Source organism: Acidovorax sp. (assembly GCF_022763525.1).
Lineage (GTDB): Bacteria > Pseudomonadota > Gammaproteobacteria > Burkholderiales > Burkholderiaceae_C > Acidovorax.
On the sequence record NZ_JALEGG010000085.1, the window covers coordinates 1 to 13622 of the forward strand.

11 protein-coding genes are annotated in these 13622 nt (G+C 67.4%); 8 read left to right on the forward strand and 3 right to left on the reverse strand.

Features of this window, described 5'->3' with window-relative positions; translation table 11 throughout:
• The 4 genes from MRY84_RS06425 to MRY84_RS06440 form a co-directional block, all read left to right on the forward strand.
• Positions 1–364: hypothetical protein (locus tag MRY84_RS06425; protein ID WP_291504913.1), on the forward strand; the 364-nt coding region annotated here is incomplete at its 5' end.
• A gap of 1 nt (position 365) precedes the next feature.
• Positions 366–1034, forward strand: coding sequence for a PspA/IM30 family protein (locus tag MRY84_RS06430; protein ID WP_291504914.1), 669 nt, complete (start codon positions 366–368; stop codon positions 1032–1034).
• Positions 1031–1663 (forward strand): YqiJ family protein, encoded by a 633-nt coding sequence (locus tag MRY84_RS06435; protein WP_291504915.1) that lies wholly within the window; start codon positions 1031–1033, stop codon positions 1661–1663. Before MRY84_RS06430 ends, MRY84_RS06435 begins: the two co-directional genes overlap by 4 nt.
• A gap of 50 nt (positions 1664–1713) precedes the next feature.
• Entirely contained in the window at positions 1714–3429 is a 1716-nt protein-coding gene (locus MRY84_RS06440) for a flotillin domain-containing protein (protein WP_291504916.1), read from the forward strand.
• 68 nt (positions 3430–3497) lie between these two features.
• Here the strand turns inward: MRY84_RS06440 and MRY84_RS06445 are convergent, their stop codons facing one another.
• Positions 3498–4265: a nucleotidyltransferase family protein gene (locus tag MRY84_RS06445; protein WP_291504917.1), complete on the reverse strand. Its 768-nt coding sequence runs from the start codon at positions 4263–4265 to the stop codon at positions 3498–3500.
• Positions 4262–4651, reverse strand: a complete 390-nt coding sequence (locus MRY84_RS06450; RefSeq protein WP_291504918.1) for an S-adenosylmethionine decarboxylase — start codon at positions 4649–4651, stop codon at positions 4262–4264. Before MRY84_RS06450 ends, MRY84_RS06445 begins: the two co-directional genes overlap by 4 nt.
• A gap of 122 nt (positions 4652–4773) precedes the next feature.
• On the opposite strand from MRY84_RS06450, the gene tkt reads away from it, so the two are divergent.
• The 4 genes from tkt to MRY84_RS06470 all read left to right on the forward strand — a co-directional run bounded on the left by tkt (position 4774) and on the right by MRY84_RS06470 (position 12006).
• On the forward strand, positions 4774–6855 hold the full coding sequence (gene tkt, locus MRY84_RS06455; RefSeq protein ID WP_291504919.1) for a transketolase: 2082 nt from the start codon (positions 4774–4776) through the stop codon (positions 6853–6855).
• 86 nt (positions 6856–6941) lie between these two features.
• The gene (gene gap, locus MRY84_RS06460; RefSeq protein ID WP_291504920.1) at positions 6942–7943 is read left to right on the forward strand and encodes a type I glyceraldehyde-3-phosphate dehydrogenase; all 1002 of its coding nucleotides are present in this window, start codon (positions 6942–6944) and stop codon (positions 7941–7943) included.
• A gap of 190 nt (positions 7944–8133) precedes the next feature.
• Positions 8134–10806, forward strand: coding sequence for a membrane-bound PQQ-dependent dehydrogenase, glucose/quinate/shikimate family (locus tag MRY84_RS06465; RefSeq protein WP_291504921.1), 2673 nt, complete (start codon positions 8134–8136; stop codon positions 10804–10806).
• Positions 10807–10878: 72 nt separating this feature from the next.
• Positions 10879–12006, forward strand: a complete 1128-nt coding sequence (locus MRY84_RS06470; RefSeq protein WP_291504922.1) for a YihY/virulence factor BrkB family protein — start codon at positions 10879–10881, stop codon at positions 12004–12006.
• A 56-nt stretch (positions 12007–12062) separates the two neighbouring features.
• On the opposite strand, the gene MRY84_RS06475 is transcribed toward MRY84_RS06470, so the two are convergent.
• A complete protein-coding gene (locus tag MRY84_RS06475; protein ID WP_291504923.1) occupies positions 12063–13232 on the reverse strand; it encodes a mechanosensitive ion channel family protein in 1170 nt (389 codons plus the stop codon).
• Positions 13233–13622 lie beyond the last annotated feature (390 nt).

Below are 13622 nucleotides of genomic sequence, written 5' to 3' on the forward strand. Positions count from 1 at the left end.
CCACCACGACGGAGCGCTGGACTATGTCGCGGCCCATGCGTGGGCGCGGGACATCACGGGGCGGCTGCGCGATGCGCTGGTCCGAATGGAAGGCCAGACGGGCCGGCACTCCGACGTGCTCAACGCCATGCTGGACCATGTCACGACCTGCCTGGCGATCGTTGTGAGCAACGCTCCCACATCCGAACAAGAGGCCGCCAAACTCGAAGACCTGCTGGTGCGCCGCGGATTCGCGCTCAGTGACATGCTGCTGCGCCAGGCCACCACAAGCCAAGCCAGCGCCTACGATCCGGCCGTCGTTCAGCGGCATGCAGCGGCCACCCTGGAGCTGGCCCATACCCTTCAACCCTCGAAAGGAGCCTGAGATGGCAGATTCCCTCAAGACCCGCGTCGGACGCGTGATCACCGGGAGCGTGCACGCGCTGGTGGACCACCTGGAAAACCAGGCCCCTGTCGCCGTGATGGAGCAGTCGCTGCGCGAGGCTGACGCCGTCATCGGCGACGTACGCCATGAACTGGGCCTGTCCAGCGCCAACCGGCATCTCGCCCAGCAGCAGCACGCCAACCTCAACGGCCAGCACGGCAAGCTGGCCGAGCAAATCGAGCAGGCCCTGGTCGCCGGCCGCGAAGACCTGGCGCGCGCTGCGGTGGCACGCCAGCTCGATATCGAGGCGCAGATCCCGGTGCTGGAAACCACTTTGGCCGAGCTAGCCCGGCAGGAGAGCGAGCTCACCGGCTATATGGCCGCTCTGCTGGCCAAGCAGCGCGAGATGACGGAGGCACTAGAAGCCTTCCGCAAGAGCCGCGCGAGCGCTGCACCGTCCGCCGCGCAGGGCGGTGGCCCCAATCCCGCCGAGCGCATGGACGCCGTGGCAGGCGCGTTCGACCGCATCTATGCCCGACAGACGGGCCTGTCGGGCACAGACCGCACCAATACGCTGGACCAGGCGGCCAAGCTCAAGGAGCTGGACGACCTAGTGCGCGACAACAAGATCGCCGAGCGTATGGCGCAACTCAAGGCCGTCAAGCCGTGATCGTGGGCCTATTCACTGCTCCGGAGACCTGGCCCTTCGGCGTGGCGTTTGCGCTCATCGTCGGCATTGCGCTGGTCGAAGGGCTGGGCATGTTGATCTCGCTGAGTCCCAGCAACTGGATCGATGACCTGCTGCCGGACGTTCATGGCGACAGCGGCCTGGACCGGGTGCTGGGCTGGCTGCACCTCGGCAAGGTGCCGTCGCTGGTGCTGCTGGTGCTGTTCCTCATGGGCTACGCCGTGTTCGGCTACAGCTTGCAGAAGGTCGCGCACGGCCTGCTGGGCTTTTACCTGCCGGTCTGGCTCGCCGGCCTAGCCGCGATTGCGCCGGGCATGGCCACCGTGCGCAGCCTGGGCGCGCTGATCGCTCACATCATTCCACGCGACGAGACATCGGCCGTGAGCGAGATGTCGCTCATCGGCCGCCCGGGCGTGGTCTCGGCTGGCGCGGCACGCCGGGGCCTGGCCGCCCAGGCCCGGGTGCGCGACACCCATGGCCGCACCCACTTCCTGATGGTGGAACCGGACGTGGACGACGAAGTGTTTGACGAGGGGGCGCAGATCCTCATCGTGCGCAAGGTCGGCGCCTTCTACCGGTGCATCGCCAACCCGCACCCCGGGCTCATGTAGCCCGCAATAAATCCGACCGCACAACATTCAACCGAGGGAGAAACCAAGAGATGAACAACCTGATCGAAGTGGGCAGCATTGCCGGCATCGCCCTTTTGGCGCTGCTGACCATCGGCATCGTTTTTTCGCGCCTGTACAAGCGCTCCACCAAGGAAACCGCCTTCGTGCGCACCGGCCTCGGGGGCCAGAAGGTCATCATGGATGGTGGTGCCATCCTGCTGCCGGTGTTCCACGAACGCGTGCTGGTGAACATGAACACGCTGAAACTGGAAGTCGTGCGCCGCGCCAAGGAAAGCCTGATCACCAAAGACCGCATGCGGGTGGACGTGACGGCCGCCTTCTTCGTGCGCGTCAAGCAGACCGAGGAAGCCGTGAGCATCGCCGCCCAGACCCTGGGCGCGCGCACCATGAGCCCCGAGGAACTCAAGGCCCTGGTGGAAGACAAGTTCGTCGACTCGCTGCGCGCCACGGCCGCCACCATGACCATCCAGGAGCTGCAGGACAAGCGCCGCGACTTCGTGCAGGCGGTGCAGAACGCCGTGGCCGAGGACCTGGAGAAGAACGGCCTGGAGCTTGAATCCGTATCGCTGACGAGCCTGGATCAGACCGAAAAGCAGTTCTTCAACCCCAACAACGCCTTTGACGCCGAAGGCTTGACGCGCCTGACCGAGCAAACGGAAGCACGCCGCAAGCAGCGCAACGATGTGGAGCAGGACACCGAGGTGCAGGTGCGCACCAAGGACTTGGAGGCCACACGCCAGAAGCTCACCATAGAGAAGGACCAGGAGTTCGCCTCGCTGTCGCAAAAGCGCGAGATCGAGACCACCCGTGCCGAGCAGGCCGCACTGATCGCAATGCAGCAGGCCGAGCGCAACCGCGAGGCCGAGGCCGCCAAGATCGAGGCCGAGCGCCAGGTGAGCCAGAAGCGCATTGAGGCCGAGCGCGAGATCAAGGCCGCCGAAATCGAGAAGAACCTAGTGATCCAGACGCGCGAGATCGAACTGGAGCGCCACACCGAGACCAAGCGCGCCGAGCAACGCAAGCAGGTGGAAATCGCGCGTCAGGATACGCAGATCGCGATTGCCACGAAATCGCGCGAGCAATCCGACGCCGACGCCGCCGCCAACTTGGCGCGCGCCGAGGCCGTGAAGGCCGAAGAAGCCGTGAACACCGCACGCCAAGTGGCGGTGGCCGAGCGCGACAAGAACATCCAGCTGATCGAGGCCTCCAAGGACGCCGAGCAAAACGCCATCGCGATCCGGGTCTCGGCGTCGGCCGAAAAGGAAGCAGCGCTCGACCGCGCCGAGGCCATCACCATTGAGGCCCGCGCCCGCCAAGCCGCGGCGCTGGCCGAAGCCGAGGGCAAGCGCGCATTGAACGAGGCGCTGAACACCTTGTCGGCAGCGCAGGTGGACTTGCAGGTGCGTAGCCTGCTGCTGCAGCAGCTACCCCAGATCATCGAGCAGGCGGTCCGCCCCATGGAGAAAATCGACTCGATCCGTATCGTGCAGGTCGGCGGCATGCCCGGCGGCAGCGCCGGCCAGGGGACGGGCCAAGCAGGCAGCCCCGCTGCCGGCGGCACCTTTCCGGAGCAGGTCATGAACTCAGCCCTTCAATACCAGATCGCCAAACCCATCGTGGATGCAGTGATGAAGGATGCGGGCCTGTCGAACGAAGGCATCACCGGCATGGCGCAAAGTCTGGCCGGCATGCTGGGCGGGCAACCGGCGGCGGTAGAAAACACCCCACGGCAGCCTACCGAATAGGCCCACGAGCCTGCACGTGCCACAGGAGGATCGTCCGCGCGGCAACCCTTCGGCAAGGCGTCAAGCCGTCAACGGTTGAGCTCTGCCAACCGCTCGGGCGTACCGACATCCGTCCAGCGGCCGGCATAGATCTCGGCGCTGACGCGGCCATTGTCCATCGCGCGGCGAAGCAACGGCGCCAGCGGGGCTTTGATCCCGCCGGGGTTGCCTGGCGGGATGTCGCACCAGGGCGGCGCGAACAGCTCAGCGCGCAGCAGGGCAATGGTGCTGTAGGTGTAGCGCGGTGCGGGATCGCCTGCGGGCAGGTTCAGCGCCAGGCCCTGGTCCGACAGGCCAAAGTCGCCCTTTGGGTTATGGGCAGGATTGGGCACCAGCCACAGGTGGGCGAGGTGGCCGCTGGCTTCAAAGGCCTGTACGGCGGCGCTGTCGAACACGAAGTCCGGCGCAAACACGTCGCCGGCCGCCAGCCAGAACACCGGACCCAGCTGGGGCAGCGCGCGGGCAATGCCGCCGGCGGTTTCCAGCGCGCCGCCAAAGTCCAGCCCCTCGTGGGAGTATGAAATTAATAGCTCTCCGCGCTTGTCCAGCAAGCGCTGGAGGCCAAAAACATTGGAAAACCGGTCGCTGATCTGCTCCCCCAGCCAGGCGGTGTTGATCACCACCCGCTCCACTCCCGCCGCGTGCAATGCCTGCAAATGCCACTGCAGCAGCGGCTGGCCCTGCACGGCCAGCAGCGGCTTGGGGGTGGTGTCGGTCAGGGGGCGCATGCGTTCGCCGCGGCCTGCGGCCAGCAGCAGCGCGGGAACCTGTGGGCGTTGCGGGGTGCTTGGGATCATGCGGCGGGCGCTTTCACGGCGCCGCGCTGCAGGGCGTGCTGCTGCACCGTGGCGGGGTCGAACAGGGCCAGCAGTGCGTCCATCAGCGCGCGCGCCCGGCCGGAATGGTCGGCCCCGAAATTGCAGACGTAGACATCGAGCGTCACGGCGCGCTGTTCGGGCCAGGTGTGCACGCAAAGATGCGACTCCGCTAGCAAAATAGTAGCTGTCACCCCGCCGGGGCCGTGCGCCGTGGCGGGAAAGGAATGGAACAACTGCCCCACGGCCTGCAGCCCTGCGGCGCGCACTGCGTCCGCGCAGGCCGCGCCCAGGGCGGCAGCGTCCAGCAGCCACACGGCGGCGCAACGGCAGCCATGGAGATCAGCGGTGAGGTGCAGGCCTTGCATGGGGCAGCACTGTAGTGCATCGCGGTGGCCCTCCGCCTGCGTTCCGGCCGATTCAGGTGCCCGAAAGCCGCCCCGGTAAAATGCCGGGTTTCCCCCGAACCACCCACCCGAGCCCCTCCCCCATGGCCAACACCCAGCAATCCCAACAGATGGCCAATGCGATCCGCGCATTGGCCATGGACGCCGTTCAACAAGCCAACTCCGGCCACCCCGGCGCCCCGATGGGCATGGCCGACATGGCCGTGGGCCTGTGGGCTCGCCACCTCAAGCACAACCCCACCAACCCCCAGTGGTTTGACCGCGACCGTTTCGTGCTCTCCAACGGTCACGGCTCGATGCTGATCTATTCGCTGCTGCACCTCACGGGCTACGACCTGCCCATCGGCGAACTCAAGAACTTCCGCCAGCTGCACAGCAAGACCGCCGGCCACCCCGAAGTGGGCATCACCCCCGGCGTGGAAACCACTACCGGCCCGCTGGGCCAGGGCATCACCAATGCGGTGGGCTTTGCGCTGGCCGAAAAGCTGCTGGCTGCCGAGTTCAACCGCGAAGGCCATGCCGTGGTGGACCACAACACCTATGTGTTCCTGGGCGATGGCTGCCTGATGGAGGGCATCAGCCAGGAAGCGATTTCGCTGGCAGGCGCCTGGAAGCTGAACAAGCTGATCGCGCTGTACGACGACAACGGCATCTCCATCGACGGCCAGGTGACGCCCTGGTTTGCCGACAACACCGCCTTGCGCTTTGTCTCGGCCGGCTGGAACGTGATCGGCCCCATCGACGGCCACGACGCCGACAAGGTGGCTGATGCGATCGCCGAAGCCAAGAAGCAGACCGAGCGCCCCACGCTCGTCATCTGCAAGACGCACATTGGCAAAGGCAGCCCCAACCGCGCCAACACCGCCAAGGCCCACGGCGAACCGCTGGGCGCCGAAGAAATCAAGCTCACCCGCGAAGCCCTGGGCTGGAGCAGCGAGCCCTTCGTGGTGCCGGAAGACCTGTACGCCGCCTGGGACGCCAAGGCCGCCGGCCGCGATGCCGAAGCCGCCTGGAACGAGCGCTTTGCCGCCTACAGCAAGGCCTTCCCCGAGCTGGCCGCCGAGTTCACCCGCCGCATGCAGGGCGACCTGCCCGCCAACTTTGCCCAGGTGGCCGTGGACACCGTGGTGGGCGCCCACACCAAGGGCGAGACCGTGGCCAGCCGCAAGGCCAGCCAGCTGGCGCTGGAAGCCTTCACCGCCGCCCTGCCCGAAATGCTGGGCGGCAGCGCCGACCTGACGGGCTCCAACCTCACCAACACCAAGAGCACGCCCAACCTGCGCTTTGACATGCAGGGCCACGTGGTGCAGACCACGCTGGAAAACGGCCAGAAGACCGGTGGCCGCCACATCAACTACGGCGTGCGCGAGTTCGGCATGGCCGCCATCATGAACGGCGTGGCACTGCACGGCGGCTTCATCCCCTACGGCGGCACCTTCCTGACCTTCAGCGACTACAGCCGCAACGCCATCCGCATGGCCGCGTTGATGAAGCAGCGCGTGATCCACGTGTTCACGCACGACTCCATTGGTCTCGGCGAAGACGGCCCTACGCACCAGTCGATCGAGCACGTCGCGAGCCTGCGCCTGATCCCCAACCTGGACGTCTGGCGCCCTGCCGACACGGCCGAGACCGCCGTGGCCTGGAGCGTGGCCCTGTCCAACCGCAACAAGCCCACCGTGCTGGCCCTGTCGCGCCAGAACCTGCCCTACGCGCCCAAGCGCGACCTGGGCGACATCTCGCGCGGCGCCTATGTGCTGAGCGAGCCCGCCGACGTGGGCCTCAAGAAGAAGCCCGTGGCCGTGATCATCGCCACCGGCTCCGAAGTGCAGCTGGCCCTGAAGGCCCAGCGCCTGCTGGCCGACAAGAAGGTGCCGGTGCGCGTGGTCTCCATGCCCAGCACCACCACGTTTGACCGCGAAGACGCCAAGTACAAGAGCAGCGTGCTGCCCGCCGGCGTGCCGCGCGTGGCCGTGGAAATGGGTGTGACCGACGGCTGGTGGAAATACGGCTGCGCCGCCGTGGTGGGCATCGACACCTACGGTGAATCGGCCCCCGCGCCCGTGCTGTTCAAGCACTTCGGCTTCACCGAAGAAAACGTGGCCGATGCCGTGCTGGTGGCCACCGGTGCGGCACGCCTGAAGCCCGCCAAGAAGGCCCGCTAAAACTTCTCCTGCCCGCTGTGCCCCGCTGCCAGCGGGCGCGCGGCGGCAGATCCCGATTTCGACTTTGCAACCTTGGAGAGCTCCTTATGACGATCAAGATTGGTATCAACGGCTTCGGCCGCATCGGCCGCAACGTGCTGCGCTCGGCCATCCAGAACTTCAGCGACATCGAAGTCGTGGGCATCAACGACCTGCTGGAGCCCGACTACCTGGCCTACATGCTGCAGTACGACTCGGTGCACGGCCGCTTCGACGGCACCGTGGCCGTGGAAGGCAACACGCTGATCGTCAACGGCAAGAAGATCCGCCTGACGCAAGAGCGCGACCCTGCCAACCTGAAGTGGAATGAAGTCGGCGCCGACGTGGTGATCGAATCCACCGGCCTGTTCCTGGACAAGGTCACGGCGCAAAAGCACATCGACGCTGGCGCCAAGAAGGTCATCCTGTCGGCCCCTTCGAAGGACGACACGCCCATGTTCGTTTTCGGCGTGAACCACGACACGTACGCTGGCCAGGCCATCGTGTCCAACGCCTCGTGCACCACCAACTGCCTGGCCCCCGTGGCCAAGGTGCTGAACGACAAGTGGGGCATCAAGCGCGGCCTGATGACCACCGTGCACGCAGCGACTGCCACGCAAAAGACCGTGGACGGCCCGTCCAACAAGGACTGGCGCGGCGGCCGCGGCATTCTGGAAAACATCATTCCCTCCAGCACTGGCGCTGCCAAGGCCGTGGGCGTGGTGATCCCCGCGCTGAACAAGAAGCTGACCGGCATGTCCTTCCGCGTGCCCACCTCCGACGTGTCGGTGGTGGACCTGACGGTGGAACTGGACAAGGCTGCCACCTACGACGAAATCAAGGCCGAGATGAAGGCCCAGTCCGAAGGCGCGCTCAAGGGCGTGCTGGGCTACACCGAAGACAAGGTGGTGGCCACCGACTTCCGCGGCGACACCCGCACGTCCATCTTTGACGCGGACGCCGGCATCGCGCTGGACGGCACCTTCGTGAAGGTCGTGAGCTGGTACGACAACGAATGGGGCTACTCGAACAAGTGCCTGGAAATGGTGCGCGTGGTGTCGGCCAAGTAAGCCACGCCCCGGTTCAAAAAAACGCGCCTTCGGGCGCTTTTTTTTTTGGCCGCCTCGCCCGCGCAGCCTACGGCGGAGGCCTCCCCCTTCCTACAGGCCGGCGCGTGCCGCGCCCCTAGCATGGGCCAACGCGGGCGTCTGCCGGGCCACGGTACCGCCCTCCTTCAACGCCTTCCAGGAGCGCCACCTCATGCAAGCCATCTATCCGGCACGGACTGCGCGCACGATTGGAGGCCTGATGGTGCTGCTGGGCCTCATCCTAGTGGCGGGCGGCGGATGGCTGGCCGTGCTGGACGGCTCGTGGTACTACCTGGTCGCTGGTTTCGCGTGGACGGCCTGCGGGCTCTTGCTGCTTCGCGGACACCCCTGGGCGCTGGGCCTGTTCGGCACGTACGTGGGCGCCACGCTGGCGTGGTCGCTGTGGGAGGCGGGCCTCGACTGGTGGCCATTGGCCGCGCGCCTGGATGTGCCGTTTCTGCTGGGCCTCCTGCTGCTCACACCCTGGGTACGGCGGGGCTTGCCACTTCGCTTGGCCCGCCGGGCGAACACCCCGGGGGGGGAACATCCACCCGCCACGGCCGTGCCCACTCCCCTGCGCCACGCCTCCAGCCTGATTCTGGCGGCATCGCTGTTGCTGTTCACGCTGGTGGCGGTGGCATCGTGGTTTCACGACCCGCACCGCACGGAAGGCACCCTGCCCGCGGCCACTGCAGCGGCCGCTGCGCCAGCGGCCGACAGCCCCGCCTTGCCGCCCCCGGGCGAATGGCATGCCTACGGCCGAACCGGCCTGGGCCAGCGCTACTCGCCGCTCAGCCAGATCCAGCCCAGCAACATCGCACGGCTCGAAGTGGCGTGGCACTACAAGACGGGCGACCTGCGCGGGCGGCCTGGCGACCCGGAAGAGACCACGTTCCAGGTGACGCCGCTGAAGATCGGCAACCGGCTTTTCCTGTGCACGCCCCATCAATCGGTGATTGCGCTGGATGCGACGACCGGCAAGGAAGTGTGGCGGTTCGATCCAGAGATTCAAAACCCACTGGCACTGCAGCACCTGACCTGCCGCGGACTCTCGTACCGCCCAGCGGCCGCCAGCCCGCAGGCCCCCTCCGCGGCAGCTCCGGAGGCGCCCGCATCTGCAACGGCGGCCACCGTCGTCCTGCCGCCCCCCACGGCCGAGCCGGCCGGGGGCACGCAGGCTCCGCCCCGCGCCGCGCCGGACGCCGCTGTTGCCCCGCCTCCGCCGCCTGCGATGCCGCAGGCCTCCGGCAGTGGTGCCGCTCCCGGCGAGCCCTCGGGCCGCCTGCCAGTGGCGGCGAGGCCGGGCGCCCTCATGCGGGCCGACTGCGGCGCCAAGCTGTACATGCCCACCGCCGACGGCCGCGTGATTGCGCTGGACCCGGATACCGGGGCGGTCTGCAGCAGCTTTGGCGGGGGCACTGGGCAGATCAACCTGTGGACCAACATGCCACCCGCAAAGACCGGCTCCTACTACTCCACGTCGCCCGTGGTGGCCACCGCCCGGCTGCTCATCGTGGGCGGGACCGTGCTGGACAACGTCTCCACGCAGGAAGCGTCGGGCGTGATCCGTGCCTTCGATGCCGAGTCCGGCGCGCTCGTGTGGAACTGGGACTCCGGCAGACCGGAGGACACCGCACCGCTCGCGCCGGGTCAGCACTACACGCCCAACTCGCCCAACAGCTGGTCCATCTCCAGCGTGGACGAGCGCCTGGGGATGGTCTATGTTCCACTGGGCAACCAGCCCCCGGACCAGTGGGGTGGGCAGCGCAGCGAGGCGGTCGAGAAACACTCGTCCTCGGTGGTGGCGCTGGACCTGGCCACGGGCCATGTGCGCTGGGTGTTCCAGACGGTGCGCCACGACCTGTGGGATTACGACGTACCCGCGCAGCCCAGCTTGCTGGACCTCACCATCCGCGGCGCCACAGTGCCAGCACTCGTGCAGCCCACCAAGCAGGGCGAGCTTTTTGTGCTGGACCGGCGCACGGGCGAACCCCTGCTGCCCGTGCACGAAGTGCCGGCCCCCCAAGGCGCCGCCGAGGGCGACTACACCGCGCTGACGCAGCCCCGCTCGGACCTCTCGTTCGACCCGCCCGCGCTCACGGGCCGCGACATGTGGGGCGCCACGATGTTCGACCAACTGGCGTGCCGCATTGCCTTTCAACGCCTGCGCTACGAAGGGCGCTACACACCGCCGTCGGAGCAGGGGTCGCTCATCTACCCCGGCAACTTCGGCGTCTTCAACTGGGGCGGCATCTCGGTGGACCCGGTGCGCCAGATCGCCTTCGCCACTCCAACCTACCTCGCGTTCAAGTCGCAGCTGGTGCGCCGACCGGACAACAGCACGCTGGTCGTGCAGGGCAAGGAGCGCCCCCATGACAGCCTGCCCGCCCTCAACGAAAACTTCGGCGCTCCGTTCGCGGTGAAGCTGAGCGCCTTCACGTCGCCCCTGGGGCTGCCGTGCCAGCGGCCGCCGTGGGGCTACGTGGCCGGAGTGGACCTCACGACCGGCAAGGTGGCCTGGATGCACCGCAATGGCACCGTGCGCGACAGCTCGCCACTGCCGCTGCCCTTCCGCATGGGGGTGCCCAACCTGGGCGGGCCGATCACCACCGCGGGCGGCGTGGCGTTTCTGTCCGGCACGCTGGACTACTACGTGCGCGGCTACGACGTGAGCAACGGCCGCGAGATCTGGCGCAGCCGCCTTCCCGCCGGCGGCCAGGCCACGCCCATGACCTACCTGGGCGCGGATGGGCGTCAGTACCTGCTGGTGGTGGCCGGCGGCCATGGTTCGCTGGGCACCAAGGCGGGTGACGATGTGATTGCCTATGCGCTGCCGGGGCCGTGATTACCGCGCCACCGCGCTCTGCGACTCCGCCACTCCTCCACCCCGCCTGTTTCAACCCACCCCTGTGCACCGATGAGCCCGCAACGCCTTCTACGCCTCTCCAAAAAAGCGGCCATGGCCTGGATTGACGACTTCGCCCCCAGCATGGGCGCAGCCATCTCGTACTACACGATGTTCTCGCTGGCTCCCTTGCTGGTGATCGTCATCGCCGTGGCCGGCGCGCTGTTCGGCCGCGAGGCCGTGCAGGGCGAAATCGTCGGGCAGCTGCAGGGCCTCATCGGCCTGGAAGGCGCGATGGCCGTGCAGGGGCTGATGCGCTCGGCCAGCGAACCATCGCGGGGGTTGGCGGCCGGCCTGATCAGCTCCGTCGTGGTGCTGGTCGGCGCCACCACCGTGTTTGCCGAGCTGCAAAGCGCGCTGGACCGCATCTGGCACGTGCCGGAGAAGGCCAAGCCTTCGGGCGTATGGGCCGTGCTGCGCGCGCGCGTGCTGTCGTTCGGGCTGATCCTGGGCCTGGCGTTCATGCTGATGGTGTCGCTGGTGACGAGCGCGGCGGTGGCCGCGCTGGGCAGTTGGGCCAGCGGCTTGCTGCCTGCATGGGAGGTGACGCTGCAAGCGATCAACACCGTGGTGGCGCTGGGCATTACCACCGTGCTGTTCGCCATGATCTTCAAGTTCATGCCCTCGGTGCGATTGCACTGGCACGACGTGTGGGTGGGCGCGGCCGCGACCGCCGTGCTGTTCGAGCTGGGCAAGTTCGCCATCGGGCTCTACCTGGGCAAGAGCGGCGTTGACGAGGCCTTTGCGGCGGCGGGATCGCTCGTGGTGGTGCTGGCCTGGGTGTACTACGCCGCTCAGATTTTTCTGCTGGGAGCGGAGTTCACCAAGGTCTATGCCGAGGAGCGGGGCTCCCAGGCCGGCGTGGCTGCTGTGGCGGCCACACGCACCGGTGCGGCGGTGGCTGCGGCCGGCACCGACCTCACGCCCGATCTGCTGCCCGCAGCCAGCCCGGGCGGCGCGAGCGGGCAGAGCGAGGCTGTGCCGTCCGAACTTCAGATCCTGCAGGTGCGGGCGCGGCAGCAGCAGGTGCAGCTGGGCTTGCTGGCCCTGGTGGCCGTAGGCCAGCTGGCGATGCTGCGCTGGCGCAGGCGGCAGCTGAAGCGGCTGCGCAGCAGCGCTCGACCACCCCAGAAAAAATAGATCAAATTGGCCGCTATCGCTTGCAAATCAGGCGAAAGCAGCTATCGTTTATGTAGCTACGCACTTGGCTGCGCAGCCGAGGGCTGCTGCACCGGCGGGCGGGCGGCCGGGCCGCCCCCTTGATCGATGCCCCCCGCGGCGCTGGCGCCCGGGGGCACCGAGGCGACATGCACCGTGCGGGTGGGGAATGCGAACTGAACACCCATGGCCTCGAACTCGCGCATCAGCCCGAGGTTGATGGCCTGCTGTCTGTCCATGTACAGGTTAAACGCCGGGTCTTCGACGATGTAGACCACCTCGAAGTCGAGCGAGCTGGCGCCGAAGGCTTTGAAGTGGGCGCGATCAAAGCGCAGCTGCGGCTGGGCCTGGATCACGCTTTGGACGACACCCGCGATGGCCTCCACCTTGTCCACCGGCGTGTCGTAAGTCACGCCAAAGGTGAACACGATGCGGCGCTCGCGCATGGGGCGGTAGTTGTTGATGGTCTGCTTGAGCAGGTCGGTGTTGGACATCACCACCTCTTCACCCTGCAGGCTGCGGATGCGGGTGGTCTTGAGGCCGATCATCTGCACCGTGCCGGCCACGTTGCCCACCACCACGAAGTCCCCTACCTCGAACGGTTTGTCCACCGCGATCGACAGCGACGCGAACAGATCGCCCAGAATGTTCTGCACCGCCAGCGCCACGGCAATGCCGCCCACGCCCAGGCTGGCGATGAATGCCGTGATGTTGACGCCCACGTTCGAGAGGATGGCCAGCAGGATCACGCTCCACAGCAGGGTGCGCAGCCCCCATGACATCAGCGTGGCAGACGCCCCCACCTGCGTCATGCCGCTCGAAGCGTGACGCGCCAGGTAGTGCCGCACGCCGATGCCAATGGCACGCATGCCCCACAGACCCATCTGCAGCGCCACCGCCACAAACCACAGCTGGCTCAGCCGGCTCTCCCAGCGGCCGGGCAAGTCGAGCAGGCTCGCCCCTACCAGCAGCGCCACCACCAGCATGAGCAGGCGGCTGGTGCCCTCCAGCACATCCACCATGGTGGTGGCCACACCGCTTTGCGACTGGCTGGCCCAGTTCCGCGCACGGCCCGTGAGCAAGGCCAGCACGATCAGGATCCCCCCATAGGTGGCCACGGCGGCGGCACTGGCCACCATCAGGCTCCACAACGGAACCCCGAGGACCGTGGTCTCCTGGATCCAGGTCATGAATGTGGAATCTTGCATGCGGTCGATGCTCCTTCTGATCGGGTGGTCGTAGGGGGGAGTGAAGCGGACGGGACGCGCGAGAGGCTTTGGCCGTGCGGGCCGGCGCTGTGCGCGCTGCCCAAGGTTGCCATAGGGATCCCCGCTTTTCCGTAGGACTTGGCCGCAGACAGGCCGGCTGCAGAAGGCGCACGCACTGCGCCCGACAACGAGCTGGCAGCTGGCCCGCGCGAAATTGCAAGTGTTCGTAAGACCTGGCCCACAGCGATACCGAGGGCCAGCCTACGCGGGTGGCAAGCGCCGCCTTCCAGAATCGGTCGCATCCCGGGATGCCTCCCTGGCCACCGCTGGCGTGCTGACCCCGGCCCCGCTTGCCGCACACCGCCAGCCCCAACCACCTCTATCGCAGGA

Coding starts and splice junctions, on each gene's coding strand:
- MRY84_RS06430 (WP_291504914.1), top strand. CDS start 366: ATGGCAGATTCCCTCAAGACCCGCGTCGGACGCGTGATCACCGGGAGC.
- MRY84_RS06440 (WP_291504916.1), top strand. CDS start 1,714: ATGAACAACCTGATCGAAGTGGGCAGCATTGCCGGCATCGCCCTTTTG.
- MRY84_RS06445 (WP_291504917.1), bottom strand. CDS start 4,265: ATGATCCCAAGCACCCCGCAACGCCCACAGGTTCCCGCGCTGCTGCTG.
- MRY84_RS06450 (WP_291504918.1), bottom strand. CDS start 4,651: ATGCAAGGCCTGCACCTCACCGCTGATCTCCATGGCTGCCGTTGCGCC.
- tkt (WP_291504919.1), top strand. CDS start 4,774: ATGGCCAACACCCAGCAATCCCAACAGATGGCCAATGCGATCCGCGCA.
- gap (WP_291504920.1), top strand. CDS start 6,942: ATGACGATCAAGATTGGTATCAACGGCTTCGGCCGCATCGGCCGCAAC.
- MRY84_RS06465 (WP_291504921.1), top strand. CDS start 8,134: ATGCAAGCCATCTATCCGGCACGGACTGCGCGCACGATTGGAGGCCTG.
- MRY84_RS06470 (WP_291504922.1), top strand. CDS start 10,879: ATGAGCCCGCAACGCCTTCTACGCCTCTCCAAAAAAGCGGCCATGGCC.
- MRY84_RS06475 (WP_291504923.1), bottom strand. CDS start 13,232: ATGCAAGATTCCACATTCATGACCTGGATCCAGGAGACCACGGTCCTC.